This window comes from Streptomyces sp. NBC_01707 (assembly GCF_041438805.1).
Classification (GTDB): Bacteria; Actinomycetota; Actinomycetes; order Streptomycetales; family Streptomycetaceae; genus Streptomyces.
On sequence record NZ_CP109190.1, the window covers coordinates 1,110,656 to 1,135,694 of the forward strand.

Below are 25,039 nucleotides of genomic sequence, written 5' to 3' on the forward strand. Positions count from 1 at the left end.
CTTGGCTTACATCACCTGGCCGAGCGAGGCGGCCATCCCTACGGTGAACGTGACGGCGGCAGCGCCGAACAGGATCGCGGTGCCCATGGCCAGCGCGCGGGCGGGCCGCGCGAGGGGCCGGGCCAGGCCCAGGGCGACCGGCTGCGGCAACGGCAGCCGTCCGGCCAGGCGGGCCGCAGCCCGTCACTTCGTCCTCCCGCCCGGCGTCCCCGCGGAGGTCTCAGGCCTGGAGGTGGGCCAGGACCGCGTCGTGGGCCGCTGCCACGGCGTGGCGGGAGTCGTCGATGTGGTCGGCCGCGTCGAAGCCGTGGTGGCCGGCCGGGACGTCGATGGTCTCGATCCGGGCGTCGACGGCCTTGGCGGCGGCCAGGAACTCCTCGACGGTGCCCGCGAACTCGGCATGTTCCAGACCGGGCCGGGTGAGGACGATCGGCAGTTCCCCGGCCGTCCGCACCGCGGCCACGGGACGGAACCGCGCGTCCACCGCGCTCCAGCCGGGGGGCGGTGCGAGGACCGGGTAGTTCGCGGCGACGCAGCGCAGCCACGAGGGCGGCGCGGCGAGCCAGTCGGCGGCGAGCAGCCCACCGGCGGAGAAGAACCACAGGGCGATGCGGTCGGCGTCCACCCGCGGGTCGGCCCGGACGAGTTCGACGGCCGCGGCAATGTCCTCGGCGGCCTGCGCGTAGTCGGTGAGGTCGTGCAGCCCGTGGTCGACGGTCACGCCGACGACGCCCCGGCTCGCCGCGTACCGGGCGTGGCCGGTGTAGACCGGCCAGTCCCGCGGCGTGGGCCTCAGCTCGGCAGCTACGGGGCCGCCGTGAACGAACACGACGGCGGGCCGGGGCCGGTCCGCGTCCGGCAGATGGAGGTCGACCGAACCGATCCGCTCGCGCGGCCGCTCAGGGACGTCCAGCACGAAAGGCTTGAGTTGGAAGGGCTCTTCGTCGCCGCTCGCGGTGATCCGGTGCCCCTCGCCGGCGGCCGCCCGGAGCAGGACAGTGGCCAGCTCGTCGGGGTCCGAGAGCATCGGCCAATGCCCGGTGGCGAGTTCGAAGAAGCTGACCCGGGGGTGGGCGAGCGCCCGGAACTGCGGCGGCCCACTCCGAACCAGCGTCTCGACCGTGGCGATGGTCACCCCGCCGGCGGTGCAGAAGACGCCGGTGGTGGGCAGTCCGGCGAGCGCCCCGGTGAGCCGCAGCGGCTGGACGAGGGTGCCGGACGGCTGCGGCGCGGCGTAGCGGTCCAGCTGGGCCAGCGCCTCCGCCGGGAGGCCGGCGGTGCTGCCCCAGCGCTGCCACTCGTCGGGCTGCGGCACGGGGATCCGCCAGTTGTGCTCGGCCGGCCCGTCCGGGCGCAGCAGCCGCTCGCGGACCTCCTGGTCCGGAACGAGGGCGAGGGCGGCGTCGCCGTCCTGCGGCAGGCCGGCGTCCAGGTGGACGACCCGGCTGATCCGCTCCGGGCGGCGGTCGGCGGCACCCAGCACCGGATGGATGGCGTAGTCGTGGCCGACCAGCATCAGTTCCGGCGCGTCCAGGTGGTCGATCAGCTGCACCACGTCCTCGATGTGCGTCTCCAGATCGGTGTCCGGCCCGGCCAGGTGGCGGCGCTCCCCGAGGCCGGTGAGAGTCAGCGGGTGTACCTCCGCCCCGGAACCGCGCAGCCGTTCGGCGGTCTCCCGCCAGATCCAGCCACCGGTGAAAGGTCCGGAAACCAATACGAACGCCGTCATGATCGCCTCCTTGCGTGCCACGGTCCGCGCGGCCGCCCTTACCGGTCGTCCGCGCTCGCAGGTACGGTAGGAACTCCCCCTGAGGGAGGTTCAAGCCTTGTCCCCTGACGGAATGTGGAGCATCGGCGAGCTCGCCGAGCAGGCGGGCGTCACCGTGAAGACCGTCCGCTTCTACTCCGACCGCGGTCTGCTGCCCGAGACCTCCCGCAGTTCCGGCGGGCACCGGCGGTACGGGCCCGACGCGTTGGAAAGGCTGCGGCTGATCCGCTCGCTGCGCACCCTCGATCTGCCGGTGCCGGAAGTGGGCCGGGTGCTCGACCACGGCGACGGTCTGGCGGACGCTCTGCAGGACGCCATCGACGTACAGCTGCGCGAACTCGGCTCCCAACTGACCGCGCTGCGCTGGCGGGAGGCGGCCCTGCAGCTGATCCGGGACTGCCCGGCCGAGGAGCGCGCCGACCGCCTGCGGCTGGTCGGCAGGGTGTCCACCCCGCCCAGTACGGCGCCGATGGCGCGCTTCTGGCGGGGAGCGCTGCCTGTCCGGCTGTCGTCCCGGCTCGTCTCCTCGATCCTCGAGTACGCGGTACCCCAACCGCCTGCGGATCCGACGCCGGCCCAGGTACTGACCTTCGCCCGGCTGTATGCCATCGCCACCGCGCCCTGTCCGGCCACCGATCCCCGTCGGTCGGCGGGCAACCGGATCGACCACGTCCGCCGCCCCGACGTGCTGTACGACGGCCTCTTCGATGCGTACACGCTGGCCGCAGCCGGGCTGAAGACGAACCGGGCACCGGAGCGGGGGCAGGCACTCGACTGTTTCGTCGCGGCCCACGCCGAATCGCGGGGCCTGCAGGACAGTACGGAGTTCCGCCGCAGGCTCAACGGGCTGCTGTCGCGGGCCGCCGATCCGATGGTCGACCGGTACTGGGAGCTGACCGGCGAGCTGACCGGCTCGCCGGAGCCGACCCTCGGGGCCGCCCACGAGTGGATGCGAGCCTCGCTCAAGACCGACGTCACCGCAGCGGCCGGCTGAGGGGCACGCCCGCTCAGCCGGCCGCTCCGGAGGTCGGTACGGAGGCCACCGCCCGGGTGTAGCCGACGAACGTGCGCATCGGCTTTGCCCGAGCGGGCCGGGCGGCAGTCTCCGACCACTTCACCGGGTCACCGGGTCACCGGGTCACCGGGTCACCGGGTCACCGAGTAGGAGTGGGCGCCAGTTCCGGCCAGGGCTCCTCCATCGACGATCTGGTACTCGTCACGGATCGGACGGCCCGCGAACCAGGACTCCAGGATCTCTCGGGTACCGGCCGCGTACCGGGCCTGCGCGGAGAGCGAGGACCCGGAGATGTGCGGGGTCATGCCGTGGTGCGGCATCGTGCGCCAGGGGTGGTCGGCGGGGGCCGGCTGCGGGTACCAGACGTCTCCCGCGTAACCCGCCAACTGTCCGCTGCGCAGAGCACGTTCGACGGCGTCCCGGTCGACGATGCGCGCCCGGGCCGTGTTGATCAGATACGCGCCACGCTTCATCGTGGCCAACAGGTCGTCGCCGAACAACCCCTCGGTCTCGGGGTGCAACGGCGCGTTGACCGTGACGACGTCGCAGTGCGGCACCATGTCCGCCGCGCTCTCGTGGAAGACAAGCCCCAACTCCCGCTCGACGTCCTCGGGCAGCCGGTACCGGTCGGTGTAGTGCAGGTTGACGTCGAAGGGAGCGAGGCGGCGCAGTACGGCCAGCCCGATGCGCCCGGCGGCCACCGTGCCGACGTGCATGCCCTCCAGGTCGTACGACCGGGCCACGCAGTCCGCGATGTTCCACCCGCCGTCCAGGACCACCTGGTGAGAGGGCAAGTAGTTCCGCACGAGCGACAGCGTCATCATCACCACGTGCTCGGCGACGCTGATGCTGTTGCTGTACGTCACCTCGGCGACCGTCACACCGTGCGCGATCGCCGCGTCGAGGTCGACGTGGTCGGAGCCGATGCCCGCGGTGATCGCGAGCTTGAGGTTCTTGGCGGCGGCGATGCGCTCCGGGGTCAGGTACGCGGGCCAGAACGGCTGCGAGATCACGACATCGGCGTCAGGCAGCTCCCGGTCGAAGACCGAACCGTCGCCGTCCTTGTCGGAGGTGACGACGAGGGTGTGCCCGGCCTTCTCCAGAAAGTCACGCAGACCGAGTTCGCCGGACACGCTGCCGAGCAGACGCCCCGGCGTGAAGTCGATCGCCTCCGGGCTCGGAGTGGTCTGGCCGCTGGGGTATCGGTCGATGGGGGGAAGATCGTCACGGGCGTACGAGGTCGGATATCCGTCGGTGGGGTCGTCATACAGGACGCAGAGCACCTTGGCCATGGTCACGGCTCCTCAACTACGTTTCCGGTAGGTGGAGTTAACGATCCTCGGGGTCGAACGCCCTGGTCAAAGCGAACCTCGCTATGCCCGTATAGCCGACGGCTATCACCGTCGGCCGCCGGTCTCCGGCCACCGGTCACCGGACCGTCGTCATCCGTGTCCTGCGAGATAGGTCCGCAGGAGCTCATCCAGCGCCTGTCGTACGTCAGCCGCCCGGGCCACCGCCAGCAGGGCCGCGGCGAGAACCGAGGGCGGGTCGTCGGGGCCCGTGACCAGCCCGACCCGTGGCCCGTGTGCGGGCCCCTCCAGCGGAACCACCCGCATGCCGTCCGGTACACCGAACATGTGCAGCCACGCGTGCGAGATCACGCTCGACCAGCGGCCACCGGGCAGGTGCGCGTACAGCCCGGCGACGCTGTCCGACTCGATCGCCGGCGCGGCGGTGGCGCCGTCGGCGGCGAAGCACTCGTCGATGATGCGACGGTTGCGCATACGCGGGCCGAGCAGGCACAGCGGGAGCGCGGCGGCCTGCGCCCAACGGGCCGTGGCCGCGATGGCGAGCGGACCGTCGACCGGAGTGAGCAGGACGTACCGCTCCTCGTACAGGGGCAGCCGGCGCAGACCACCGCCCGGAGTGTCGTCGTCGAGGTACGTCATCGCCGCGTCCAGCTCGAACTCGGCCAGCCCGCGCGTGATCTCGGCCGAGGAGAGCGACTCGATGCTCACCCTGGCCCGCGGGTGACGCTCGCAGAACGGGTTCGTGAGGAGGGAGGCGGTGGGCAGGGCGGTCGGGACCACGCCCAGGCGGAGGGTACCGGTCAGGCCGTGCCGTAACGCCGACAACTCCTGCCGCAGCCCGTCGCGTTCGGCGAGGAGACGGTGCGCCCACGCCAGCACCACCTCGCCCTCCGGTGTCAGCCCCTCGTACCGTCGCCCGCGGCGCACGATCGGCACGCCGAGTTCGTGTTCAAGACGGCGGATCGCGGCGGACAGCGACGGCTGGGAGACGTAGCAGGCGGCCGCCGCGCGGACGAAGTGGCGTTCGCGGGCGAGGGCGACCAGGTATTCCAGCTGACGCAGCAGCATGCACGACCTCCGGGGGAGAGTGCGGAGCAGGGCCTAGGGTTTCGGTGTGCCGACGTACAGCATTGGGCAGGCCGCGCACCTGCCGGGGTTGAGTCCGGAGACCGCTCCCCGATGGGCGGATGGTGGTCGGCTGAGGATGGGGCGTGACGGCTCGGGGAACCGGGTGATCGACGGGATGGGGCTGGCCCGGTTCGCGAAGGAGCGTGCTCTCGCCGGTGTGCACGGTGTCCCCGGCCACGCGCCGCCCACCTCCGTCCACCACGCGCTCACGGGCATCGTCACCGCCCTGACGGTGGACGACGTCGTGGCCCGGGTCGAGGTCCAGGCCGGCCCCACCAGGTGGTCTCGCTCGTGACGCCCGAGTCGGTCGAGGAACTGGACCTCGCGGTCGGCGTCACGGTCACCGCGCGCGTGAAGTCGACGAGCGTACAGGTCGCGGGGAAAGCCACCCTGCGCGCCTCCCGCACCCTGACCGACCTGCGCACCGAGGTCCACTTCATGGAAACGGCGGACGCGATCGGCCCCCTGGGCGCGAAGCCGATGAGTGAGAGCCCCTTCAACCCGGTCGCCCCCGGCTTCACCAACGCCCTACGGGACGCGACCGGCATCCACTTCACCGAGCTCCCCCTGACCCGCGACCGCGTCTGGCTCCCCGCACAGAGCCGGCGGCATCAACAACGTCGGTACGGCGAAACTGTTTCGCTCCACGGTGAAGGACAACTACGCGGTCCAGGCCGGCGGCGGCATCTTCAACAACAGTGTCGGCGGTGTGACGCTGGACCATTCCACAGTCCTCGGAAACTGGGCAATTCACGGTACGGGCGGCGGCATCGACAACGCACCCGGCGGTACGGTGACGTTGCTCCACTCCACATTCCGCCAGAATCGCCCGAACCACTGCACCCCGCTCAACAACATTCCGGGCTGCACCGGGTAACCGCCGCCAACCTCTTCCGCGTTGCCCTCAGCTCCGTCCTCGACGCCTGTCTGCACCGGCACCGACCCGGGGACGGGCTTCGCCAGTGGCGGAATGGCAAGCCGGTGAGACATCCGGCACGCCAGTGAGGGCTCTCGGCCTGTCTTCGAAGGCGGTGGGACCATCAACGGTTGCTGCTGGTCGCTACGGTTGCGGTACATCTCTGCAGCACTGCTGGCCGTGGGGACGATGCGGGATGGTGGAACCGTGGGTGCAGACAGTCGCGGAGTGCTGGGAGTCGTGGACACGGCGGTCGCTGAGGTCCGCCACTCACGTCAGTTGGGCGCCTGCGGCTGGTGGAGCTCGGTTGTCGGCTCGGTGGTTGCTGCATCCCGCGGCTGGACAGCCCCGGTCTGGAAGGCCGGCGCTGCTGTGTACCGGCATGCCGTTGCTCCCGATGGCTCCGGCCGGTGGGACCGTCGGTAGAGGCCGAAGGCACTGAAGAGGAAGCAGAAGCCCACGACTGTGGCGAAAGTCGCCATCGGCGTCGGTTCCAAGTGGCGGTGCACAGGGCCCACGATGATCGTGCCCCCGACGCCCGCGCAGACGTCCGCCCAGCCTCCGAGTCGCGGCGACGAAACCGTCTTCCTGAACCACGGCGGGACCCACCCGACGCAGATTGCTGCAATGCCAGGAACGAACGTCAAGAGCCAGAACAGGGCCAACAGGGTCCAACCGATGACATCCACAGCAAGTCCCCCATGCATCAAGTGTGCAGCTCGACGGCCACCAAGCGTGATCTTTGCATGGCAGTCTCGCCGCCGGTAATGGGCCCCACGGGCTCTGGCCTGGGGAGGCGGCCTGCGGCGCCGAGATTTTGCGGTCTGGCCCTACCCTTATCAGGTCGGTCATTGGGGGCACGCGACGTCGATGAACCCTCGCTGTCCCCCGGATGGCCGGCCGCTGAGGTTCGCCGTTGGCCAGTGTCATTCGCGCTTGTTGGTGCCAGTCCCTGATGTCAGCAACCTGGACCCTCTTGACGAGAGAACGGAAGCCTGACACGCGGCTGGACGGATGCGTAGGCCGGTGGAGTTTGGAATACAGCGGATGTGCCCGAGAGCATCGCGCGCTCTGGCATTCGGCCCACCCACACGCCTTCGGTGACGCTCATGAATTGGCGCTTCGGGATGGAACACCTCCCGGCCCATGAACTCACGAAGTCATTTCGCCTGCTCATCGCCCTCTTCAGCACCGCCGACACCCGCAGGCGGGCGCTACACTGCGTCGGCGGATGTGGTCACGAGTGGCACAACTTGTCGGCTGAGTCCCAGGATCCAACCTAGGGCTACTTCGTGCCCTGGATCATGCCCGAGAAGTCGGTGACCAGCGTTTTCGCTGATCGGCGCAGTGCTTCGGTGCGCCTGAGTGGGTGTCACTGGTCGTCGTTGGGCACTGTTGAGTAACCTCGCACAGGCCAGGGACGGCCAGGGAGACCGGCCCTCCGCCGCGCCGCACCTTCTGATCCGTAGCCCTAGCGCGATCGCTCAGCGGGGTTCATACCGGCCGCTGGGCGGGCCCGGAGGGACGCTACCGTGTGGGGGGCGGTTACCAGGGTTGCGGTACCTGGCTGCTGTACCGCACGATCCAAACGGGGTGACCATGGAACGGCATGTGCTGGAATCGCTGTTGATCGGTGATGACGAGGCGTCCGTGTTAACTCTGGCCGCCCTCCGCAGCGGCGCCCCCTACTCGGTGGAAGAGCGGGTACAACCCACTGGTGTGCATGCGGGAGTCTTCAGTCGCCGACTCCAGCGCATGCGGATGCGCGGATTCGAACCTCCGGGGCTGGCACGAGCAGTGCAGCTCATCAGCGAATACGGCCGGCCCGTGCGCACAGCGCTGATCGATCCTGATAACCGGAGACGGTTCACCCTGCTCTTCCTCACCGAGGACGGCAGCGCACTAGTGGCCTGCGCTAGCTGGCCGCTGCCCCTGGTTGCCAGGAAGCCACCGCTTTAGGAGTTCGATCAGGCACCTGCGCAATCAGCGTCTTGGGGCCGCGCGTTGTGTGCCCGTATTCCAGGAGGTACGCCACTGTCCGAGGTCGTTGATGTCAGCGATGGATGTCAGACGTTCGATGGCCATGCCTCATGGGCGCTCGCTGCCACTCCAGGTACTTGTCTGCCGCTCCTACTCCCCTGCCTGCGAGAGTGTTCCCATGCTGCTGGATCCTGAGAACACTCTGTTCGTCCGTGGCGCCACGCCCGTGCTCCTGCTGGCCGACGCGCCTGTACACGATGCCCTGCCGCTCTTGGCGGCGCCCGATGGGGCGGTGCCCCGATGTGAGGGTTGAAGCATCGTCCCCCGACTCACTCTGTGTGTCGTAGACGGACCTGGGGACCAGGGGCTCGTCGTCCCCTCTCTCGCTGCACCGGTGGGCGGCGAGGCCAACGACGGTGGGGCGTCCAGCGGCATGGCCGACTGGTGCGTGGACGCCGAGCAGGCCGGCGGAGCAGTCGTCCTGTCTTTGGACCAACTGCCCGACGTACTTGACTGGTCTGCCCTGTTGTCCTCGGGCACGGTCCGCGGCGGCTTTATGCCTGCGCTGGCTTGACCTCAGCAGTGCCGGAGCAGCGCAGCCAGCATTACGCCTGCCGGCTTGCGAGCCTTGAGTCCCGGACCTCTTCGTCCCGAAGCAACTCGGGATGCTCACTGCCCTGGCCTGCCGCACCTGTCACCTGTCACCTGTCACCTGTCACCTGTCACCTGTCACCTGTCACCTGTGCTGATGGTCCGCTGACGTCCACGGCCGGTATCGGAGTGGCTGAGGTCGCGTGACCCCTGGTCGTGCTCCGTGATGTCCACATCGCCGAGCAGCGCGCGGGCCTGCGGCACTATTCGCTGCCACGCTTCGAGGAGCTCGGCGGGGATTGGTTCGCTGTCTTCGGCCGCGCCCTCGGCGGCTTCCAGGACGTCGTCCCAGGACTGCTCCTCGTCTCGGCTCAGAAAGTAGATGTCGTAGCTCATCGCGGGATCGTAGAGCCAGTGGCTATCGCTGTAAGCGGCGGGCTTGAAAACCGTCGTGGCGCGAGTCACCGTGGTTCCCTGACCGCTCGGGCACGCGTGGGGCACGGCCGGACACGGTTACCGCTTCAGCGCTCGGTAGCGCTTCATGAGAGCAGTGATCTTGTCAGGGTCGGCCCGGTTGTTCAGCTCCGTCAGAAGTTCGTCGGGGCAGAGTTCGTAGAGGTCCCCCCACCAGCGCCGCCCCTTGTTGTCGCAGATCCAGTATCCGCCCGGCACCCCGCGCGACGTATCGCCGCTTGCTCACTCTCTGCCCCTCCCACCATTGGTTGCCCTGGTCAGCAAAGCGGGGCAGGCCGCGGAGCACGACTTCATTACCCACCACGCTCCCCGCACCCATCAGCCATTCACGGCCGGCACTCGCGAACGGCGCCCCCGCCATCCTGGAGCCTGAGCGCCCCCGCAGGAGGCTTGTCCTTGACCTGCGGGCGACTTCCTCGCTTCTGCCCGCAGCGTGCAGCCGGGCGCGGCCAGCCGGGGCGAAGACAGAGGCAGGCCGCGCCGTCGAGGCGGCGCGCGCCCGCGCCGTGCACGGGCTTTGAACCCGTAGAGAAAGTTTCCACTCACTCCATCCCTATGGGAATGTCCGGTCCCGGGAGATGCTTGACACTTCGATCCCAGCTGATGGTTGACAGTGGCCGTGATCGGCTTTGCTGTGCGCGTCGTTGCGGCGCATGGCAGGAGGCCGGGATTGGCGCTGGTGGAGATCAGTCGTCGAGCAGAGGCATCGGGCCGCTCCGGCGGTGCAGGCCGGTGCGACCGTGAACGAAGCGCTGCTCTATCGGGCAGTCCTCAGCGGGGAATCACGCAAATGGTGACGAGGACGGCGCCAGCCGACCACCGATGAGGGCCCCTATCTGTCCGACCACGTCATGCACCGACCGGCCGTCGGTGTCCACACGCAGGTCGCCGGCCCCGGCACGGTCAAGTGCCGCGGCTTCGCGCGCTGCCTGTTCGGCGATGCGGTGCAGTCCGTCGGCGTCGAGGCCCTTGATCCCGTCACCGGGAATCGCTGGGCCGTGTCCCCCGCCGCGCTGCCCGACCCGCTCCGCCAGGGCGGCGGGCCCTGCATGAAGTCGGCAGACGGTCAGTGCCGTTCCAGGAAGCAGGTTGGCATAGCTGCGGACGGTCTCATCTCGGTCTGCGTCCCCGGAAACGACCAGGAACCGGGCCCCGGCCTCGCGATGCCCGGCCCAGATGGCCGCGAGGTTATGTGCCTTGAGGTGGTGACGGCCCGGGTCGTCGTCCGCGGCGGGACGTAGGGCACCGATCTGCTTCAGATCGACATACGCGGCCGGGACGCCAGCGCGTACGACCTGGCTGTAGACCTCATACCCCACTGTCGACTTCCCGACTGCGGTGGCGCCGCAGAGCCAGAGCACAGGGACCGGGGCGGAGGTGGGGGAGGCACCGACGGGCGCTGCCAACGGGCCCGCGACAAAACTGCTCGGCTGGACTGCCGGGGTGGCGCGTGGCCATCCGCTGACCTGCTCGCGGATTATCCGCGCCACCTCGGAAACGGTAGTCCCGTCGGTTTCCACGTACATGTCTGCGATGTCGCCACGGTCCAGCGCCTCGGCCTCGGCGACGGCTTCATCCACCAGGTCGGGACGCCATCCCCGGTCGATGAACCGTCGCTTGAGCTCGGCGGGCTCGGCGCGCAGCCGGCACAGCGTGAACGCGGCGTCCGGGAGCAGTTCCGTGTATTCGCGTACCTCCGCGAGGGTGTCGACATAGCCGGACAGGATCAGGCACTGCATACCGGCCGCACGGAAATTGGGCCACATCGCAGCGAGATTCCGAGCCCTGAGTCGATGGGTGCCACCCTCCGGTTCCGGGAGGAACAGGCTGATCTGGTCGCTGTCGACAAACCCTGTCTTGACACCCATCCGACTCAGTTGTGTGAACATCTCCCAGCCGACCGAGGACTTCCCGACACCCGACGGCCCACGGAGCCACAGCACGCGCAAACGCTCGCCCCTCATACGCGCGACGGTAGTGGGCCAGACCAGCAGTCAGCGACTGAATTTCGCCGCATGCCTGGACGCAATGCGAATTGCTGCGGGTGCGGCCCAACCCGCTCAGCACGGGCGCGCAGTTGCGTGCGGCTGCAGCGGCGGATCAGCAGCCAGGTCACGATCATGGTCTGTGGGCAAAGAGTCCCGCTCGGCCGCATCTATGCCGGGTAGACGGTGAACGCCGTGCACTCGCGGAGACGCGGGCAGACGGGCTGCTGATCCAAAGCCCCCAAGAGCGCTGATGGCGTCCGTACGGTCGCGTTCCCGGCGTCACCGAGGGCCGAGCTGCCGCGCATTTCGACAAGCATGCCGAGTCGAGCCGTACGGGTCTGGTGTTCACCAGAGCACGCGGCGGCCGGCTTCGCCGGAACACCTTCCGCCGCATCCGGCTGCGGGCTGCCGAGGAGGCCGCTGGCGGTGGTGACGGTGCGGGGGTCGGGGGCCGTGCACCCGCTGGAACCACCTGAACGACCGTGTCCCACGCGGGGCCACCATGCTCCGACAGGCGCTGGACCAGCATCAACAGCAGTCCCAGCCACAGCTCCTCGCCGAGTACACGTAGAGCACTGTGAGCCCCCTCGATGATCCGAACCCCACAGGCTCCCCCACTCTCGGGCGAGTTCGAGTACCCGCTCCGGACGGTTGTCGACGTGCGGTCACGTCCTGACCCCAACGTTCCGATCGTTTACTCACCGTGGCGCAGCTCCCGAAGCGTATCGATCACTTTTCGATCTATTCGATCGATCAGGTCATTGACGCAGTGCGGACCACTCCCTAGGTTCAGAGGCATGCCTGTCACTGAGAGCGGCGCCTGGTGGCGCTCCGCGGCCATTTACCAGATCTATCCGCGCAGCTTCGCCGACGGAAACGGAGACGGTACCGGCGACATTGCCGGGATCAGAGCGCGGCTGGACCATCTGCGCGGGCTGCGCGTGGACGCGATATGGATCAGTCCCTGGTATCCCTCCCCCATGGCCGACGGCGGGTACGACGTCGCCGACTACCGCAACATCGACCCGGTCTTCGGCACGCTGGCCGAGGCCGAGGCGCTGATCGAGGAGGCCCACGCCGCCGGCATCCGGGTCATCGTTGACATCGTGCCCAACCACTGCTCGGACCGGCACCCCTGGTTCCAGCAGGCGCTGGCCGCCGGTCCTGGCTCGCCCGAGCGTGACCGCTTCTGGTTCCGTCCGGGCCGCGGCGAGAGCGGCAATCTCCCACCCAACGACTGGCAGTCCAATTTCGGCGGCGCCGGTTGGCGCCGGATCACCGAGCCGGACGGCACCCCCGGCGAGTGGTACCTGCACCGCTTTGCCCCCGAGCAGCCCGACTTCAACTGGGACAACACCGAGGTCCGCGCCGAGTTCGAGTCCGTGCTGCGGTTCTGGCTCGACCGGGGGGTGGACGGCTTCCGCATAGACGTGGCCGACAACCTGGCCAAGGACCCGGCCCTGCCTGACGTCGCCACTCTCCCCGCCGACGGTCCCAGGCCCTGGGACGACCAGGACGGGGTCCATGAGATCTACCGGGAATGGCGCAAGATCCTCGACTCCTACGGACGCGACGCCGTCTTCGTCGGAGAGGTGTGGACCGCCGACCCCGAGCGGTTTGCTCGCTATCTGCGCCCCGACGAACTGCACACCGCCTTCAACTTCCCGCTGCTGCAGAGCCCCTGGGAGGAAGGAGCCCTGCGCAGGGTCGTCGACGCCACGCTCGCCGCGCACGCACCGGTCGGCGCCACTGCGACCTGGGTCCTGTCCAACCACGACACCACTCGCCATGTCACCCGCTACGGACGCACCGACACCTCGTACGCCCTGGACGGTCGACGGGTCCACGGCGTCCCTGTCGACCTCGCACTCGGCACCCGGCGGGCCCGGGCTGCGGCGCTGCTGACGATGGCGCTGCCCGGCTGCGTGTACGTCTACCAGGGCGACGAACTGGGCCTGTGGGAGGTCGAGGGCATCCCGGATCACCTGCGTCAGGACCCCGCCTTCGCGCAATCCGGCGGCACGGACCTGGGCCGCGACGGCTGCCGCGTCCCGCTCCCGTGGGGCGACGCGGCGGACAGCCTGGCCGCGCCCTGGCTGCCGCAGCCCGCCGCCTTCGCCGCGTACAGCGTGGCCGCACAGGCAGGGGATCCGGACTCGATGCTGGAGTTCTACCGCCGCGCCCTGCGCCGGCGTCGCTCCGAACCCGCCCTGCACTCGGCGGAGTTCGCATGGCTGGACTCGGGGCCAGGCGTCCTGGCCTTCGACCGCGGGGGCGTGCGCGTGTTGGTCAATCTCTCGGACTCCGACGTCCCGCTGCCGGTGCACACGGAGGTCCTGCTGGTCTCCGGGCCCCTGGACGGGGACATGCTCCCGCCTGACACGTCGGTGTGGCTGCGCTGAGCTTGCACAGTCGGGTTCCGTCCCGGGGAGCGTCCGGGACGGAGGCCCCCCGGGCGAACTATTCCGCAGGACGGTTAGGTCTGTCGGCCTGGCGACACGGGCTGCAGGGATCGGCCACGCCTCTTGGCAGTCGGTGTGGTTGCTGTACTTCTCTGCAGTACTGCTGGCCCTGGGGACGGACCGATGCGGGGCGGTGGAACGGGTGAGCGCAGGCAGTCGCGGCGTGCTGGCAGTCGTGGGTACAGCAGCCGACGGAACCGAGAACCTGCGCACAGGCCTTGTCGAGCCAGCCAGGCCCTCGGCTGGCAAGTGGGTTTGGCGCACGATCGGGTGAAATCTGAACTGGCTTGCCCTGTGGGGCGGGTGAGAATGATGTCGCTGTGCCCAAGCCATACCCGGAACCCAGTGAATCCATGCCCGACGACCTCCAGACCGCGCAACCTCTCCTCGCGCCGTCGCCCGTGAAATCACCACACTCATTCTCGGCTCCGGCGGACAAGATCGCCTCCTGAAGCCGGTGGGGAAGCTCACCGAGGCGCCCGACCTACCCCGCGTTCAGCTGGAACGATGCGCGGCGGTTCCTATCCGGGGTGACGCCCCCACGCCCCGCCCTGCTCCTACGACCGCAAGTGGTCGGCAGGGCCTCCGACCGCCGCACGCCTCTCCGCTCGCTCTTCGGTGAAGTGCGGAGAACCAACGGCGACCAGAGGCCCTCGTACCAGGCCGGTCCACATGTCGACTCGCACGCGAACGGCGCTTCAGTGCAGGATCTTCTCCTTGGCGCGCTGGAACTCCTCGTCCGTGAGGTCTCCTCTGGCCTTGATTTCCGAGAGCTTCGCAAGTTCCTCGACCGCACTCGGCTTGGGGGTGCCGGCGGTCTCGCGGACGTAGCTGTCGAACGCGTGCCGCCGGGCTCGGGCCTGATGCGCTTCGCGCTCCCCCATGCCTTTGCCGCGCGCCATCAAGTACACGAACACACCGAGGAAGGGGAGGACGACCACGAAGATGGACCACCCTGCCTTGGCCCACCCGTTGAGGGAGTCGTCACGGAAAATGTCCGAGAAGATCCGGAAGAGCAGGAAAATCCAAATCACCCACAGGAAAATCCACAGCATGGTCCAGAATGCGCCCAGGAGCGGATAGTCGTAGGCCAAATTCATCTTGCCGTTCATGTGCGTTCTCCCTTCAGCGCCATCGCTGATCCACGTCAGTGGCGATCGCCACGCAGACGCATTGCCACGCTCGACAATCAGTTCAGCTCGTTCGCCCTGGCCAGCGAGGATTCACTCAGGACCGGATCCGGTTATGAGCTCCGGCCTCGGCCATCGCTTCGGCTTCGGACTCGGCTACCGCGATGGCAATGCCGAGTGCCTCGGTGATGCGAGTTGCGGCCGACATGACGCGTGCCGTACCCACAACCGGGGCGATGGCAACGAGAACGTCCTGAACTTGCTTGACCGTCAAGTCCGCCTTCACGGCCGGGTCGACATGCGCGACGTAGGAGATAGCAGGCGCGTCCATGGCCGCGAGCGCTGCCAAGCGCGTGAGAATGAGTGCCTTGTCGTCCAGCCCACAACGCTCGATCGAGTCCACTGTCATGGCGGCGAGCGTCTCGAGAACGGGGGCGTCTGTGGTCTTGGTCATCTCCGAACCACCTTCCGGTGCTGTGCGGAGCCGATACACGCCCCCGCTGCACACGGCAGCCCCGACGCATCACCGACCCACTCTTCCACGGTAGGGGCCCCGGAGAAAGCACGCCCGCTGGGCTGAGCACGTCTTGACGAGGTAGGGAAAGGGTAGGGAAAGTGCTACCGCGCTCGCACAGTGACGGCTTTCAAGACCGTTCCGTGAAGCGATCCTGCAAGCCCGCGACCTGGTCGTCCCCCGGTTCCGGTGGTACGCCCACCCGTACAGGACGCGCCGCAGCAGCGGGTGCACCTACGGGGGTGTCAGGTGGAAAGAGTCGTAGCAGAGGGCAGCGAGGCCGAGGGCCGGAAGCCGAAGAGTGCCTGACTCTCCCAGCATCCCCAACTCGGTGCCGGGCCGGCCATGGCTTTCTACCAGCCTGGCCCCTGCGGCAGGACAGTAACGGGACGGCCCGGCGCGACCTCGATCGCGAGCTCCTCGCACCCAGCGTGCGAACAGCCCCGGGCGCGGGCATTCGCGGAAGTCCGTACGGCCTTGCACCAGGCCCGTCTGTCGCGGGCGTGATTCACGTCGGCCGACAGGTCAAGCTCATTGCCGGACGAAAGGTTCGCGCTGCCCAAGGGCGCCAAGACGCGCACTGCACCGCTCCCTCGCGGGTGATGGCGACCGGTGGTAGCCGAGCGTGCCCCGGCCGACAAGTGTGCGGAGTGCCCGCATCGTCGGTCGCCGGTGCCGTGACCGTGGGCCGACAACGTCGCGGCGGCCACGGACGGCAGCGGGAGTGTGTCGGCACAGGCGGTGGAGTCTCAAGGCAAGGTCGGGCCGGAGGCCCTGTTCCGCCGGGCTGAGGGCACGTGGCCGGCCGCAGGATTGGAACCTGTGGCCCGGGCCTTCTCTTTCCGATCACTCTCACGGGCGTGCGATAAGTTGCCCGCCATGACTGAACTCGGACCTGTCACCTGGCCACCTGCCCCGATAAGGACCGAACGGCTCGTGCTCCGCCAGTCCGAGGCCCGGGATCGTGCGGCGTTCATCGAGCTGTTCGCATCGCCAGAGGTGGGCACCTACCTCGGTGGCCCTCGACCGCGCGATGAGCTCGAACGTGCGGTGCCTGAAGTACCTGGGCGCCGCCCTGGCGTTTTCGTGATCGATCTCGACGGAGCGCTGATCGGCACGGTCTCGCTCGACAGACGTGATGCGGAGCGTCCGGGTCACGTTCGACCGGATGCCAGGGAGGCCGAGCTCGGCTACATGCTCCTGCCAAAGGCGTGGGGACGCGGGTACGCCACCGAGGCGTGCGCAGCGGCACTCGACTGGTTCGCCGACGTACGCCCCGACGAACCGGTGGTGCTCTGCACCCAGACCGCCAACACCTGCTCGATGCGCTTGGCGGCGAAACTGGGGTTCACCGAGGTGGAGCGGTTCGAGGAGTACGGCGCCGAGCAGTGGTTCGGCGTGCGTTCCCCGGTCACACCGTCCGGTTGACCTCGGCCGCTTCCTTCAGATCATCCGATCCTCGGTCCGGGTGTGTCGTCGACTGACGCCCGATGGGCTCGGATCGGTTGGCTGTTGCCGGTACGGACACTTCGACGAGCCGGTGAGGCAGGCGATGACGGTGCAACGCCCCGGGGCCCCGGTGAGGGGCGCCCGGGGGCGTGTGCTGATGCAGGTGCGGGGCACCGGCGGTCCCGGCCAGGCCTTCCTGGTTATGCGAACTGGCCCGGCTGGTAGCCCCCGGCGGGCTGCTGAACGATGACGTTGCCGCGGTTGAAGGCGTTGATGAGGGCGATGGTGCACACCAGGGCGGCGAGCTGTTCCTCGTCGTAGTACTTGGCGGCATTCGCCCAGGCCTCGTCCGTGACGCCGCCCGCCGCGTCGGCGATGCGGGTGCCCTGCTCCGTGAGTTCCAGGGCGGCGCGCTCGGCGTCGGTGAACACCGTGGCCTCGCGCCAGGCCGCGACCAGGTTGAGGCGTGTCGAGGTCTCCCCTGCGTGCGCGGCGTCCTTGGTGTGCATGTCGGTGCAGAAGCCGCAGCCATTGATCTGGCTCGCGCGGAGCTTCACCAGTTCCTGTGTCGCGGCCGGCAGCGTCGAGTCCGCCAGCGCCTTGCCCGCAGCGACGATGTGCTTCCCGAACTTGGCTGCGACCGGGCTGGCGAAAAGGTTCAACCGAGCTTCCATGATGCACTCCTGTGTCGTTGTTGCCGGCTACACCTCTTGGACGGAACAGCCCCAGCGAGTTGTGACATGGACGCATGTGACCTGCGTCTCCCCCACCCCGGCAGGGATCACCCAGGCAGACGTACCGGGCGGACCGCAGCAGCGCGGGTCCTGAGCTCAGGGCGGGTGACGCCGTCGTCACGTTCGCCACACCGCCGGGCTCGACCCCACCCCCGCGTGCCCAGGACTCGGTCCCGCGCACCGGGGCGGAGCCGAGCCCGGTGAAGGTGATGTCGATGTGGACGGCGCCCGAGGCACAGGCGTCCCGGAGCGGGTCCTGTGCAGTGCACGGTGCTTCGGGTGGATCGATCCGGTGCGGGCGGGAAGGCCCTCTCCGGTGGTCTCGATCACCGTTCGCTCCCTGACCTGTGCGCATTCAAGCCCGTGGGCACCGCGACCCGTGACGGGCGGCCGGCGTTTCCGCACCCGCCGCCCGTCAAGTCAGGCCCCTGCCGGAGCCGTTCCCGCTGTTCCGGAGTCCACGGTCAGTGCCGTGCCCCGGGTGGCCTTCGGCGCTGTGACCACAGGGGCCGTCACGGGCTTCGTACGGATCCGGTCGTTGCGCCCGCCACCTCGCACCAGCAGAACGCTCAACGCGGCCAGGAAACCGACGACCGTCAGGCCGGCCAGTCCTCCCTTGGTCGAACCCGTCGCGTCCTCGATCAGTCCGAAGGCCGTCGGCGCGACGAAGCCACCGAGGTTGCCGATGGAGTTGATGAGCGCGATGCCGGGCGCCGCTGCCCGTGCGTCGAGGTAGCTCTGGGGGATCGTCCAGAAGATCGGCGAAGCCGGCTTGAAGCCGATGGCCGCGATGCACAGGGCGCCGAGCCCGACCCACGGCGACACGAACACCGCGAGCAGGGTGCCGCAGCCGCCGATGACCAGCAACGTCACCAGGATCGGACGCCGCTTGCCGATGCGGTCCGAGATCCGCCCGCTCACGTACACGGCGGCGATCGCGCACAGCCAGGGCACCGCCGTCAGCAACCCGACCTGGAACTCGCTCAGCCCGCCGATGTCGTCCACGATCGACGGCAGCCAGAACGTCACCGCGTACAGAGCGACGTTGATCGCGAAGTAGATCCACAGGAACAGCAGCATCTGCGGGTCGGCGAGCAGCTTCCACCGGGACACCTGCGCGGTCGCGCGCTCCCCCGCGCGCTCCTCCTGCTCGGTGTCGATGACGGCGACGAGCCCGCGCTTCTCGTCGTCCGTGAGCCAAGTGGCCTGCTCGATACCGGAATCGAGGAACCGGTAGACGACAAATCCCAGCACCACCGAGAAGACTCCCTCGATGAAGAACATCCACTGCCAGCCGGAGTGCCCCCACAAGCCGTGCATCTCGAGCAGCGCGCCCGCGATGGGCCCGACGATGACGGTCGCCGTGCCCGAGCCCATCAGGAAGATGGATGTGGCTCGCCCTCGATGGGTGTCCGGCAGCCAGCGCGAGAAGTAGTAGATGACAGCCGGGAAGAACCCGGCCTCCGCGACGCCGAGCAGGAACCGTAGCGCGTAGAACATCTCCGCGCTCGACACGAAGGCCATTGCGGTGGCCACGAGGCCCCAGGTGATCATGATCCGGGTGAGCCAGATTTTCGCCCCGAAGCGCTCCATCATCATGTTGGAGGGCACTTCGAATATGGCGTACGCGATGAAGAAGATCCCGGCGCCGAGCCCGAACGCTGCGGCGGACAGCCCGACGTCCGCGCGGAGTTGATCCTGGGCGAAGCCGAGGTTCACGCGGTCCATGTAGTTCGCGACGAACATCACGAAGAAGAGAGGGACGACGCGCCTGAAGATCTTACGGATGGCTGACTGGACTGCGGGTGAGTGCTCAGCAGCGGGGACTTGTGCTGGTGGTACTGCGGACACGAGCGGCTCCGATCGTGGGCAGGGCGGGGGGAGATGGGTGAGCGGGACCGGGTCGCACGAACTTCCGGTCCCGCACGTGCGGTTACCAGCGAGGAACGGTCGGCGTGACCCAGTCAGGGTCGGCGATCCGCATCGCGGCCGCGTCGTCGCGGTCCCGCAGGCAGCCGTCGTCGTCGAGCCAACGCTGATGCAGGAACGCCAGCTTGTCGCGGTCGAGTTCGACGCCGAGCCCGGGCGCGTCGGACACCTTGACCGCGCCGTCTTCGAAGGTGAGGCGTTCGGTGAGCACGTCCTCGGACTGCCAGGGGTAATGGGAGTCGCAGGCGTGGTGCAGATTCGGCACGGTGGACGCGACATGGGTCATCGCGGCAAGGCTGATCCCCAGGTGGGTGTTGGAGTGCATCGACACCCCGACCCCGAACGTGCGGCACACGGCCGCCAGTTCACGCGTGTTGCGCAGCCCGCCCCAATAGTGGTGGTCGGACAGCACCACCTGCACGGCCCCCTGGGTGAAGGCCTCCTGGATCTCGGCGAAGGTGGTCACGCACATGTTGGTGGCGAGCGGCACGTCCGTCTTCGCGGCGACCTCGGCCATGGCGGGCGTACCGAGCGCCGGGTCCTCCAGGTATTCGAGTACGTCGCCCAGTTCCTGAGCGACCTTCAGCGAAGTTTCCACGGACCAGGCCCCGTTGGGGTCGAGCCGCAGCGGATGTCCGGGAAAGGCCTCGGCGAGTGCCCGTACGGCGGCGATCTCCTCCTCCGGCGCGAAGACACCGCCCTTGAGCTTGAACGAGGTGAACCCGTACCGCTCGGTGAACTTCCGTGCCTGCTCGACGACGCCGGCCGGATCGACGGCGGCCCCCCAGTCATCCTTCTCGCAGGCGACACCCGCCGGGTGGTCGGCCCACTTGTAGAAGAGATAGGCGCTGTACTCCACCGTGTCCCGCAGCTTGCCACCGAGCAGCGCGTGCACGGGCAGCCCGAGCGTCTTGCCGAGCGCGTCAAGACAGGCGACCTCGAAGCCGGACACCACCGACAAGCGCAACTTGTCGGCGGTCTGCACCCCCCGCAGCCCACCCACGTCGACCTGGTTCTCGACCCGCCCCCGGTCGACGGCGACTTCGTCCGCCACGACGAACAGTGCATTGAGATCGGATACTTGACGCCCGACGAGCTTGTCGGCGAAGGGCCTGGCGAGCTCCAGATACTTGCTGTCGCCGTATGTCTCCCCCACCCCTGTCACGCCACCCGCCGTGACGACCTCCACGATCAGTCGCGGAGTGTACGGCTGGTGCACGCCCTGGGTGTTGAGCAGCGGCGGGTCGGCGACCAGGATCGGGGTCAGCCGAACCTCGGTGATGGTCAGATCGCGAGTCACAGGGCGGCTCCTACGGGAGTGAGTGCGGATGCGAGGTCGAGGCCGGCGGCGAGCAGGCGCTCCAGGTCGGCGAGGTCGGCGGGTGAGGGTTCGGTCAGCGGGGCGCGTACGGGCCCGACGGGACGGCCCCGCAACCGGGCGGCGGCCTTCACGAGCGAGACTGCGTATCCGGGCTGCCGGTCCCGGATTTCGACGAGCGGGACGTAGAACTCCCGCAGCAGCCGATCCATGACACCGTCGTCGCCCCGCCTACGAGCCTCGAAGAAGACATCGGCGATCTCGGGTGCGAAGGCGTGGACGGCCGACGAATACGCGGGGACTCCGACCGTGGTGTACGCGCGGGCCTGGATCTCCGCGGTGGCAGCCCCGTTGAAGAACAGGAAGCCCTCGGGCGCGGCGAGCGTGAGGCGCTGCAGTCGGTCGAGGTCACTGTGCCCGTCCTTGAGTCCGACGACCCCGGGGATCCGAGCAATCCTCCTCAACGACTCGGCGCTGAAAGTGACTTGGTCGCGCTGGTACGCGATCAGCGGCAGCCGGGTCCGCGCCGCCAGGTGCTCCAGCTGCGCAACGAGCCCGTCCTGCGGCGCGGCAACGAGATAGTGCGGTAGCACGAGCAGAGCATCGGCGCCGGCCTCCTCGGCGATCTGCGCGAACCGGGCGGCCTGGGCCCATCCGTACCCGACGCCGGCCACGACGGGCACCCTCCCCGCCACCACTTCCACCGCGGCGGTGACGACGTCCCGGTACTCGTCCTCGTCCAGGGAGAAGAACTCCCCCGTGCCGCAGGCGGGAAAGACGGCGCCGGGACCGGCGTCGACCTGCGCGGCCAGGTACGCACGGAATCCATCGAGGTCGAGGGAGCCGTCGTCGTGGAAGCTGGTGAGCGGGAACGACAGCACGCCGTTCGCCATCCCGCTCCGCAGTCGCCCGACGACGGCCTTCGTTTCCGTTTCCGTGCTCATTTCCCATCTCCGTATGTAGACATCATCTACGTATGAAGATGAAGGTTAGATACGCAAACAGGGGCCGTCAATGGTTCGGTGGCCCTCGCTTACGATCAGCACATGCCGGACCCCATGAACACGGACGAGGAGCGTGGAGTGCGCGAGGTGAAGTCCGCCGCGCGCACGGTCGAGCTGCTGGAAGTACTGGCGGAGCGCGGCGATCGCCCCGCCCGGCTCCAGGAACTCGCGGCCGAACTCCAGGTCCCCCGCAGCTCGATGTACGCCCTGCTCCAGACCCTGATAAGCCGGGGCTGGGTCCGCACGGACATGACAGGCTCCCTCTACGGCATCGGCATCCACGCCCTGCTCACAGGCACGAGCTACCTGGACTCCGACCCACGCGTCCGGGCCGTACGCCCGTACCTCGACGAGGCGTCGGAAGCCCTCGGCGAGACGATCCACATGGGCCGCCTGGACGGCGGAGACGTGGCGTACCTGGCAACACGCGAGTCACACGAGTACCTGCGCACGATCAGCCGGGTCGGCCGCCGCCTCCCGGCCCACGCGGGCGCGCTGGGCAAGGCACTCCTGGCCGAACGCCCGGACTCGACGCTCCCCGAGGGCCCGTACACCCCGGCCACCGCCAACACCCACACGGATCGCGACGCACTGGCGGCCGACCTCGAGGAAACCCGCACACGCGGCTACTCCATCGATCGCGAGGAGGGCGTCCTCGGCATCATCGGCTTCGGCTTCGCCCTCCGTTACGACACCCCCGCCCAGGACGCCATCAGCTGCTCGGTCCCCGTGCCCCGCCTCACCCCCGCCCATGAGTCCCAGATCATCAGCGTCATGCGCGAAATCCGCACAAAGATCGAGGCGACGACGCCAGGCGGAGCGGGCGCCCCGCACTGGCGCTGACCTCGCCCCGGGCCGGCGCCCCCCGAGGCCGTCATATCGAGTCAAGCGACTCGGAACAGAGCTTCAGGGACGGCGACGGCGGCGCCCCGGAGAGGCACCGAACCGGGCCGGAGCCGTCGCACTCCCCGTCCGGGGCGTTACGGAGGTCCGCGCAGCGATCGGGATCCCCTCGCTCGTCGTTGAGCCCGCCTGGCCGTCGAGCGGCCACCAAGGCGCCGCACGAGCGGCCGATTACGGAAGTACCCCGGAGAGGGTCCTCAGTGTGCTCCTCTCAGTACCTTCCTGCCCGAGCCAGGGCTTCGTCGGCCTGGGCTGCCAGTGCGGCGACGAGATCGGCCGCGGGTGGCAGGTCGTCGATGAGGTCGACACCCTCGCCGGCCCACACCGGCAGTGGTGGCACATCACCTCGCGCCACATCGTCCTGGTAGGCACGGCGAGCCCGGGAGTCCGCGGCAAGTTCCGCCTCCCGGCCCCGCCAGCGGTCGAGGTAGGGATGACCGAGAGTGCGAGCCGTGTACTTCGTCGTCTGCCATCGTGCCCCCCGGGCGATGTCAAGGACGCCGCTTCGTTCCGTATCCTCTCCGCGCCCGCGGACGATCGCCTCGGCGATCGAGGGATCGACCAGCGCCTCGGCCGTGGCCTGGAAGCGGGTGCCGATGAGTGCCCCGGCGGCCCCCAGCACCAAGGCGGCGGCCACGCCGCGACCGTCGGCGATCCCACCCGCCGCCAGCACCGGCACCGGTGCCGCCAGGTCCACCACGACCGGTACGAACGGCAGCGTGGCCCTCCCGCGCCGAGCCCCGTGCCCACCGCCCTCGCCGCCCTGCGCCACGATGACATCGGCCCCCAGATCCACCGCCCGCCTGGCCTCCTCCAGGTCGGTGACCTGAACGATCACCGCCGCACCGGCGGCGCGGATTCGCTCGACGAACGGGCTCGGGTCTCCGAAGGAGAGCATCACAGCCCCTGGGCCGTACTCCAGCGCCTGCTCGATCGCGCTGACACCGGCCGCCCAGGTCAGGAACCCAACTCCCCACGGTCTCCCGCCTCCAGCAACGATCGGCAGTTCGCGGGCCAGCCACTCCCGATCCCCGTACCCGCCGCCCAGCAACCCCAGGCCACCGCCGCGGGAGACCGCCGTGGCCAGCGCGCCGCCGGCCGACCCACCCATGGGCGCCAACGCAATCGGATGCTGCACACCGAACAACTTTGTGAACGCCGTCGACAGAGCCATGTCTCGCATCATCGCTCCTCCGGCACTCTGCGGGCAGCAGCAAGGAAGCCCTGTCGCACAGCTCACCCCGAACTGCCCTGACGACGCAGAACGGAGACCCCGGCCCGGCATCACCACCGCGGCATCTGCTTCCCTACGGTGGCCCACCTCGCGCAGTCAGCTCCGAGCCAGTCGGCTACAGGTGGCGCGATGCCTCGGTACCTGCGCTCCACGACCTGCCTCATCCCGGCCGAGGTGCCATGCGTGCTCGAAGCGCCCCGCGCTCCCGTGAAGCCCGGGGTCGCCTCGAACCCGACCGGAAGCCTTGTCAGGGCGCGACGACCACCCGGCTGATCACCGGGAGGTGGTCCGAAGCCGTGGGGTCCGTGTGCAGGACGCGGGTGACCACCGGCTTGACCTGGTCGGTGGTGTAGATGTCGTCGATCCGCTCGGTCGGGCCCTCGGCAGGAAAGGTCATCCCGTCCCCGTGACCGGCCTTCGTCCACGCGTCGGTGTAGCTGGTCTGCAACGGCTGGGACTCGGGTGCGGACGGGACCGCGTTGAAGTCGCCCACGAGGATCGACGGATCGGTGTCACCTATCAGGTCGACGAGTTGCGGGGCCTGGTGGAGACGGTCGGTCTGCGAGCCGGCGGCAAGATGGGTGCAGAAGAAGTGCACGGCCTTCCCTCGGACGTCGAGCGTGGCGTGCAGCAGCCCGCGCTGCTCCTGACCGGGCGACTTGAACAGCCAGGTGTTGTCCCACTCGGTGATGGGGTACCGGGAGAGGATCGCGGTGCCGTACTGGATCCGGTGTCCACCGGCGGTCGGCGGGTTGTTGTCGATGTTGGCGCCGAACACCACGTGGTATCCCAGCATGGCGGCCAGCTCGGCGGGCTGGTCGGCCCAGTCGCTGCGCCCGGAGTAGTGGTTGTCGACCTCCTGCAGCCCGACCACGTCGGCGCCGCTCTCCTTGACGACGTCAGCGATCCGCTGGAGGTCGAGTACATCATCGGTGCCCTGTGCGTGGTGGATGTTGAACGTCATCACATCCAGCACACGGGCACCGTGGCCTTCGGCGGCCGAGGCCTGGGCGATCCCCGTGGTGGCGAGCACGGAGACGACGGCGAGCGCGGACAACGTACGGCGCAACATGGTGTGTTCCTCCTGCGACAGGTATCAATGACGATCACGATCATTAACCGGCCCCTTGGCGGATTCGTGGCCGGAGGGTGAAGACCCGCTCCCTTCCCGATGTCGGGCATCGGACGCGCG

23 protein-coding genes and 1 pseudogene are annotated in these 25,039 nt (G+C 68.9%); 9 read left to right on the top strand and 15 right to left on the bottom strand.

What is annotated here, in order from left to right; all coding sequences use genetic code 11:
• Nucleotides 1-6 precede the first annotated feature (6 nt).
• Together OG963_RS05150 and OG963_RS05155 are read right to left on the bottom strand one after the other, a co-directional pair.
• Nucleotides 7-150, bottom strand: a complete 144-nt coding sequence (locus OG963_RS05150) for a hypothetical protein (RefSeq protein ID WP_176902055.1) — start codon at nt 148-150, stop codon at nt 7-9.
• A gap of 70 nt (nt 151-220) precedes the next feature.
• Entirely contained in the window at nt 221-1,729 is a 1,509-nt protein-coding gene (locus OG963_RS05155) for an alpha/beta fold hydrolase (protein ID WP_371798563.1), read from the bottom strand.
• A gap of 97 nt (nt 1,730-1,826) precedes the next feature.
• Here OG963_RS05155 and OG963_RS05160 point away from each other — a divergent pair, with 97 nt between their 5' ends.
• Complete coding sequence (locus OG963_RS05160) at nt 1,827-2,762, top strand: MerR family transcriptional regulator (protein ID WP_256223258.1); 936 nt, start codon at nt 1,827-1,829, stop codon at nt 2,760-2,762.
• Between the two features lie 152 nt (nt 2,763-2,914).
• Here OG963_RS05160 and OG963_RS05165 read toward each other — a convergent pair whose 3' ends face one another.
• Together OG963_RS05165 and OG963_RS05170 are read right to left on the bottom strand one after the other, a co-directional pair.
• Nucleotides 2,915-4,075 carry an NAD-dependent formate dehydrogenase gene (locus OG963_RS05165; RefSeq protein WP_093770898.1) on the bottom strand — a complete coding sequence of 387 codons (1,161 nt, stop codon included), beginning with the start codon at nt 4,073-4,075 and terminating at the stop codon, nt 2,915-2,917.
• A 150-nt stretch (nt 4,076-4,225) separates the two neighbouring features.
• Complete coding sequence (locus tag OG963_RS05170) at nt 4,226-5,161, bottom strand: LysR family transcriptional regulator (protein ID WP_093770896.1); 936 nt, start codon at nt 5,159-5,161, stop codon at nt 4,226-4,228.
• A 46-nt stretch (nt 5,162-5,207) separates the two neighbouring features.
• On the opposite strand from OG963_RS05170, the gene OG963_RS05175 reads away from it, so the two are divergent.
• The 5 genes and pseudogenes from OG963_RS05175 to OG963_RS05195 all read left to right on the top strand — a co-directional run bounded on the left by OG963_RS05175 (nt 5,208) and on the right by OG963_RS05195 (nt 8,096).
• Nucleotides 5,208-5,516, top strand: a complete 309-nt coding sequence (locus tag OG963_RS05175; RefSeq protein WP_371798564.1) for a MerR family transcriptional regulator — start codon at nt 5,208-5,210, stop codon at nt 5,514-5,516.
• A pseudogene (locus OG963_RS05180) lies at nt 5,501-5,827 on the top strand (TOBE domain-containing protein); the annotation flags it as partial. The gene OG963_RS05175 and the pseudogene OG963_RS05180, both read left to right, overlap by 16 nt.
• A 43-nt stretch (nt 5,828-5,870) precedes the next feature.
• The gene (locus OG963_RS05185; protein ID WP_176901971.1) at nt 5,871-6,098 is read left to right on the top strand and encodes a hypothetical protein; all 228 of its coding nucleotides are present in this window, start codon (nt 5,871-5,873) and stop codon (nt 6,096-6,098) included.
• Between the two features lie 1,088 nt (nt 6,099-7,186).
• Complete coding sequence (locus OG963_RS05190) at nt 7,187-7,420, top strand: DUF5958 family protein (RefSeq protein ID WP_371798565.1); 234 nt, start codon at nt 7,187-7,189, stop codon at nt 7,418-7,420.
• A gap of 316 nt (nt 7,421-7,736) precedes the next feature.
• Nucleotides 7,737-8,096, top strand: a complete 360-nt coding sequence (locus OG963_RS05195) for a hypothetical protein (protein ID WP_093772179.1) — start codon at nt 7,737-7,739, stop codon at nt 8,094-8,096.
• A 750-nt stretch (nt 8,097-8,846) separates the two neighbouring features.
• Here OG963_RS05195 and OG963_RS05200 read toward each other — a convergent pair.
• The 3 genes from OG963_RS05200 to OG963_RS05210 all read right to left on the bottom strand — a co-directional run bounded on the left by OG963_RS05200 (nt 8,847) and on the right by OG963_RS05210 (nt 11,146).
• Nucleotides 8,847-9,104: a hypothetical protein gene (locus OG963_RS05200; RefSeq protein WP_143136419.1), complete on the bottom strand. Its 258-nt coding sequence runs from the start codon at nt 9,102-9,104 to the stop codon at nt 8,847-8,849.
• Between the two features lie 117 nt (nt 9,105-9,221).
• Nucleotides 9,222-9,380: a hypothetical protein gene (locus OG963_RS05205; RefSeq protein WP_319739688.1), complete on the bottom strand. Its 159-nt coding sequence runs from the start codon at nt 9,378-9,380 to the stop codon at nt 9,222-9,224.
• Between the two features lie 584 nt (nt 9,381-9,964).
• Entirely contained in the window at nt 9,965-11,146 is a 1,182-nt protein-coding gene (locus OG963_RS05210; protein ID WP_143019963.1) for a hypothetical protein, read from the bottom strand.
• A gap of 821 nt (nt 11,147-11,967) precedes the next feature.
• On the opposite strand from OG963_RS05210, the gene OG963_RS05215 reads away from it, so the two are divergent.
• Nucleotides 11,968-13,572, top strand: a complete 1,605-nt coding sequence (locus OG963_RS05215; RefSeq protein WP_362274386.1) for a glycoside hydrolase family 13 protein — start codon at nt 11,968-11,970, stop codon at nt 13,570-13,572.
• Nucleotides 13,573-14,330: 758 nt separating this feature from the next.
• Here the strand turns inward: OG963_RS05215 and OG963_RS05220 are convergent.
• Both OG963_RS05220 and OG963_RS05225 read right to left on the bottom strand, forming a co-directional pair.
• The gene (locus tag OG963_RS05220) at nt 14,331-14,744 is read right to left on the bottom strand and encodes an SHOCT domain-containing protein (protein ID WP_093770884.1); all 414 of its coding nucleotides are present in this window, start codon (nt 14,742-14,744) and stop codon (nt 14,331-14,333) included.
• A gap of 115 nt (nt 14,745-14,859) precedes the next feature.
• On the bottom strand, nt 14,860-15,216 hold the full coding sequence (locus OG963_RS05225; protein WP_093770882.1) for a carboxymuconolactone decarboxylase family protein: 357 nt from the start codon (nt 15,214-15,216) through the stop codon (nt 14,860-14,862).
• Between the two features lie 939 nt (nt 15,217-16,155).
• On the opposite strand from OG963_RS05225, the gene OG963_RS05230 reads away from it, so the two are divergent.
• Entirely contained in the window at nt 16,156-16,704 is a 549-nt protein-coding gene (locus OG963_RS05230; protein ID WP_030934940.1) for a GNAT family N-acetyltransferase, read from the top strand.
• A gap of 221 nt (nt 16,705-16,925) precedes the next feature.
• Here the strand turns inward: OG963_RS05230 and OG963_RS05235 are convergent, their stop codons facing one another.
• From OG963_RS05235 to OG963_RS05250, 4 genes are all read right to left on the bottom strand, one after another.
• Nucleotides 16,926-17,399 carry a carboxymuconolactone decarboxylase family protein gene (locus tag OG963_RS05235; protein ID WP_319739693.1) on the bottom strand — a complete coding sequence of 158 codons (474 nt, stop codon included), beginning with the start codon at nt 17,397-17,399 and terminating at the stop codon, nt 16,926-16,928.
• 480 nt (nt 17,400-17,879) lie between these two features.
• The gene (locus tag OG963_RS05240) at nt 17,880-19,205 is read right to left on the bottom strand and encodes an MFS transporter (protein ID WP_371798566.1); all 1,326 of its coding nucleotides are present in this window, start codon (nt 19,203-19,205) and stop codon (nt 17,880-17,882) included.
• A 187-nt stretch (nt 19,206-19,392) separates the two neighbouring features.
• Nucleotides 19,393-20,688, bottom strand: a complete 1,296-nt coding sequence (locus OG963_RS05245) for a glucarate dehydratase family protein (protein WP_093770876.1) — start codon at nt 20,686-20,688, stop codon at nt 19,393-19,395.
• Entirely contained in the window at nt 20,685-21,650 is a 966-nt protein-coding gene (locus tag OG963_RS05250) for a 5-dehydro-4-deoxyglucarate dehydratase (protein WP_093770874.1), read from the bottom strand. The genes OG963_RS05245 and OG963_RS05250 overlap by 4 nt, the downstream gene beginning before the upstream one ends.
• A gap of 102 nt (nt 21,651-21,752) precedes the next feature.
• Here OG963_RS05250 and OG963_RS05255 point away from each other — a divergent pair, with 102 nt between their 5' ends.
• Nucleotides 21,753-22,553: an IclR family transcriptional regulator gene (locus OG963_RS05255; RefSeq protein ID WP_176902053.1), complete on the top strand. Its 801-nt coding sequence runs from the start codon at nt 21,753-21,755 to the stop codon at nt 22,551-22,553.
• 271 nt (nt 22,554-22,824) lie between these two features.
• Here OG963_RS05255 and OG963_RS05260 read toward each other — a convergent pair whose 3' ends face one another.
• Nucleotides 22,825-23,787, bottom strand: coding sequence for a nitronate monooxygenase family protein (locus tag OG963_RS05260; RefSeq protein ID WP_093770872.1), 963 nt, complete (start codon nt 23,785-23,787; stop codon nt 22,825-22,827).
• Nucleotides 23,788-24,094: 307 nt separating this feature from the next.
• Complete coding sequence (locus tag OG963_RS05265) at nt 24,095-24,919, bottom strand: endonuclease/exonuclease/phosphatase family protein (protein WP_093770870.1); 825 nt, start codon at nt 24,917-24,919, stop codon at nt 24,095-24,097.
• Nucleotides 24,920-25,039 lie beyond the last annotated feature (120 nt).

Excerpts from the sequence above, each read along its gene's own strand:
- OG963_RS05155 (WP_371798563.1), bottom strand. The coding sequence starts at position 1,729 with ATGACGGCGTTCGTATTGGTTTCCGGACCTTTCACCGGTGGCTGGATC.
- OG963_RS05220 (WP_093770884.1), bottom strand. The coding sequence starts at position 14,744 with ATGAACGGCAAGATGAATTTGGCCTACGACTATCCGCTCCTGGGCGCA.
- OG963_RS05200 (WP_143136419.1), bottom strand. The coding sequence starts at position 9,104 with ATGAGCTACGACATCTACTTTCTGAGCCGAGACGAGGAGCAGTCCTGG.
- OG963_RS05265 (WP_093770870.1), bottom strand. The coding sequence starts at position 24,919 with ATGTTGCGCCGTACGTTGTCCGCGCTCGCCGTCGTCTCCGTGCTCGCC.
- OG963_RS05260 (WP_093770872.1), bottom strand. The coding sequence starts at position 23,787 with ATGGCTCTGTCGACGGCGTTCACAAAGTTGTTCGGTGTGCAGCATCCG.
- OG963_RS05215 (WP_362274386.1), top strand. The coding sequence starts at position 11,968 with ATGCCTGTCACTGAGAGCGGCGCCTGGTGGCGCTCCGCGGCCATTTAC.
- OG963_RS05235 (WP_319739693.1), bottom strand. The coding sequence starts at position 17,399 with ATGGAAGCTCGGTTGAACCTTTTCGCCAGCCCGGTCGCAGCCAAGTTC.
- OG963_RS05230 (WP_030934940.1), top strand. The coding sequence starts at position 16,156 with ATGACTGAACTCGGACCTGTCACCTGGCCACCTGCCCCGATAAGGACC.
- OG963_RS05210 (WP_143019963.1), bottom strand. The coding sequence starts at position 11,146 with ATGAGGGGCGAGCGTTTGCGCGTGCTGTGGCTCCGTGGGCCGTCGGGT.
- OG963_RS05240 (WP_371798566.1), bottom strand. The coding sequence starts at position 19,205 with ATGTTCGTCGCGAACTACATGGACCGCGTGAACCTCGGCTTCGCCCAG.
- OG963_RS05255 (WP_176902053.1), top strand. The coding sequence starts at position 21,753 with ATGCCGGACCCCATGAACACGGACGAGGAGCGTGGAGTGCGCGAGGTG.
- OG963_RS05170 (WP_093770896.1), bottom strand. The coding sequence starts at position 5,161 with ATGCTGCTGCGTCAGCTGGAATACCTGGTCGCCCTCGCCCGCGAACGC.
- OG963_RS05195 (WP_093772179.1), top strand. The coding sequence starts at position 7,737 with ATGGAACGGCATGTGCTGGAATCGCTGTTGATCGGTGATGACGAGGCG.
- OG963_RS05165 (WP_093770898.1), bottom strand. The coding sequence starts at position 4,075 with ATGGCCAAGGTGCTCTGCGTCCTGTATGACGACCCCACCGACGGATAT.
- OG963_RS05225 (WP_093770882.1), bottom strand. The coding sequence starts at position 15,216 with ATGACCAAGACCACAGACGCCCCCGTTCTCGAGACGCTCGCCGCCATG.
- OG963_RS05250 (WP_093770874.1), bottom strand. The coding sequence starts at position 21,650 with ATGAGCACGGAAACGGAAACGAAGGCCGTCGTCGGGCGACTGCGGAGC.